Annotated in this window: 3 protein-coding genes and 1 pseudogene; all 4 read right to left on the bottom strand. The window is 36.3% G+C overall.

Going from position 1 to position 2934, the window contains the following annotated elements:
• Positions 1-76: 76 nt before the first annotated feature.
• Entirely contained in the window at positions 77-202 is a 126-nt protein-coding gene (locus AB6C75_RS23255; RefSeq protein WP_372109463.1) for a hypothetical protein, read from the bottom strand.
• Between the two features lie 254 nt (positions 203-456).
• Entirely contained in the window at positions 457-1278 is an 822-nt protein-coding gene (locus AB6C75_RS23250; protein ID WP_372101547.1) for a glycosyltransferase, read from the bottom strand.
• 2 nt (positions 1279-1280) lie between these two features.
• Entirely contained in the window at positions 1281-2267 is a 987-nt protein-coding gene (locus AB6C75_RS23245; protein ID WP_372101548.1) for a sugar transferase, read from the bottom strand.
• 235 nt (positions 2268-2502) lie between these two features.
• A pseudogene (locus tag AB6C75_RS23240) lies at positions 2503-2764 on the bottom strand (transposase); the annotation flags it as partial.
• Positions 2765-2934 lie beyond the last annotated feature (170 nt).

Genomic DNA, 2934 nt, shown 5'->3' with positions numbered 1-2934 from the left:
TTTTAAAATCAGTATTATTAAGGCTATCCATGGCGATTTTCTGTAAGAGTTCGACGGTCTTAATTAGATCATATTTTTACTTTAATTGGTATAAAACCGCTTTGATGCGGTCACGCACTCGACCATCACGAGTTGAATCGTGCTTATCTTCGAGTTGTTGTTTCTGTTGAGGAGTCAGTATTATTTTAATGGTGTGTAGCATGATCCTGATTTTCTGAGAAATCAAGCATCTTCAATGATCACGGGTATATCACGAGTGGAATCGTGTATCTGTTCGAGTTCTTATTTCTTCAGTGGAGATAGAGTTACTCTCATGGTTGCGTAGCATTATCTTGTTTTTACAGAAAATCAAGCATGCTCAATGAGCACGGGTATAGTATTAGTGGGATAAAAGAAATAATTTGTCTATTACGAATAGCTTAACAAAGCCAATGGTTAAATTGGCCTTATCAATAATTAAGATGAAATTTGATGCCTATTTAAAGAGTAAATCTTAGATAGATATTTACTTGGGAGTAGTCGTAATAGAGCTCTTAAAGAAAAATAAACTAAAACTAAAGGATTTCTTGTTAGTTTTAGTTTGTAAACCTCTTGCATTATTTTAATTTCACTTTTTGCATACTTGAAGCCGCTTCTTCTTTCCAACATACCATTGCCAACTCTAGCACTAACTAATATAGTGTTTTGGTTAGCCAGCAAATAACCTTTAGCTTGAAGCCTTAGCCATAAGTAATAATCTTCCATAAAATAAAGGTGTTTATAACTACCAACATCAATTATTGCTTTTTTTCGGAATATTACAGCCATATGATTGATAGGGTTGCGTCTCAGAGAGTATGCTTTAATATTTTCTGATTTAGGTACAGCTCTAATTCTTGATGGTAATTTGTGGTCTGTTTCAAATTCGTTTATATTGCAGCTTAATGCCGCTACCTTTATGTTCAAGTCCATGTAAGCAACTTGTTTTTCGAACCGGTCTAGGTGGTTTATATCATCGGTATCAACTCGAGCTATTAAGTCATGACTGCACTCTTTTAACCCTGCATTTAAAGCATCTCCCAATCCTACATTTCTTGGCAAAATAACTTCTTTGATCGGTAGTTTTTTCTTCCACTTATCTAACGTTTCGTATAGTGCATCAGTTAAAGGACCATCATGAACAACAACTACTTCGTTGGCTTCAAGTGTTTGCCAAGCTAAGCTTTCGAAGCATTGCTCTAGATAAGCGGGCTCTTCTTTAAAGTATAGAGAGCATAATACGGAGAACTTCGAACTCACTTCTATCTTCCCATTCCAAATACTACAGTCTTAATTGTTAAGAGTAAAATCTTCAATTCCATACGCCAGTTTTGGTGTTTGATATAGTAAATATCATACTTGTGCTTCCAGACTGCGTCTTCAAGGGAAGCTCCGTATGGATATTTCACTTGTGCTAGACCGGTCACCCCTGGTTTTACAGCGTGACGGAAGCGATAGTATGGGATCTCTTTTTCCAAATCTTCAATAAAAACTTCTCGTTCGGGCCGAGGGCCTACCATTGACATTTCACCCTTATATACATTTATTAGCTGGGGTAGCTCATCAATACGAGTTTTGCGAATGAAGTTACCGATTTTAGTGACACGAGCGTCATTCTTGGTTGCCCACTGTGCACCGTTCTTTTCGGCATCATTACGCATTGAGCGAAACTTGATAACTTCAAATTCTTGGTTATATTGTCCAGTTCTTTTTTGTTTAAAAAAAATAGGACCTGGTGATTCAATTTTGATTAAAATTGCTGTTAAAAAAACTATTGGGATAGCGATTAAACCAATCATAAAAACAAACAGTAAATCGATGAGGCGTTTTTCATTGACGTGTCTTTTATTTGACAAAATAGAAAATGCTTTTTGATGAAGAAAGTACCCGCTGTGGAGTAGTTCTGTTTCTGTATAACCAAGCGTTCTATCAAAGTAACTGACTAATGGTTCAACCCAAGCTCCAAGTTCAGTTGCCCCAATTAAATATGCTCGCTGCTCTTTTGATAGCTCAGAACTTTGAAAGTGACATAAAGTGTGCCCTTTGAAGTCTCGAATTGAATAATTGTTAATATCACAATTTATATCATGTTTTGAAAGTACTACCCTTATATTTTTAATGCAAATTTCAGGGCAATAAATGTGAATAACTTCCTTGTTTTCACTGCAAGTGGAGTTACATTCAGGGGGAGTGATATTGTTTGATGTACTTAAATGTTGATTGTCTCTATTTGCAACTGAAGTTTTCATTACGACGCCGTCTATAAAAATATTACATAAATCGATCTAGAGCAGATTATAAGCGATTTTTACGTTTTAAGAAACTCTCTTATTTATTGGTATGATTCTAGATTCGTATGTGAATTGCCCTCTCTTATTTCAGTTTTAAGTGGCTTTGTGGCCTAAATCAGTTGAACCTTTTTCGAGTCTTGCGCTCTGATCCTTTATGATGGTTAGATCTGTGGTTACATGGGTAAGTCTAAATTATCGAGTCGATAAATCCTTGCACTGCTCTCAGCAGCATACAAAAAAACTCGTTTCACCATTAGTGTTGTCGTGATAGCCAAATCACTGAATCGACTTGGCCTCTCGCGCTTATTCTTTTTGCTTTGTACCCAACCGCTTATCGCCTCTTCATCAACCCAAAAAGTCAGAGAGTCACGGTTAATGAGCGATTGGTTGTATTGCTTCCAGTTATTTGTTTTATAACGAGGTTTAGGTTTAGGTTTAGGTTTGTGAGATGGAATAGAGGTAGCTGTTCAAATCGTAGGTTCTTGATTTAGTGCCACGGAATTCCGTAACAAAGCCAATTTAATTATATACCCGTGATCATTGAAGATGCTTGATTTCTCAGAAAATCAAGATCATGCTACACACCATGAAAATAATACTGACTCCTCAACAGAAACAACAACTC

Origin of the sequence: Vibrio sp. 10N.237.312.B06 (genome assembly GCF_041464685.1) — a bacterium.
Classification (GTDB): domain Bacteria; phylum Pseudomonadota; class Gammaproteobacteria; order Enterobacterales; family Vibrionaceae; genus Vibrio; species Vibrio tasmaniensis_A.
Note: the sequence above shows the minus strand (reverse complement) of the source record. Positions and strands in the feature narration are given on the sequence as shown.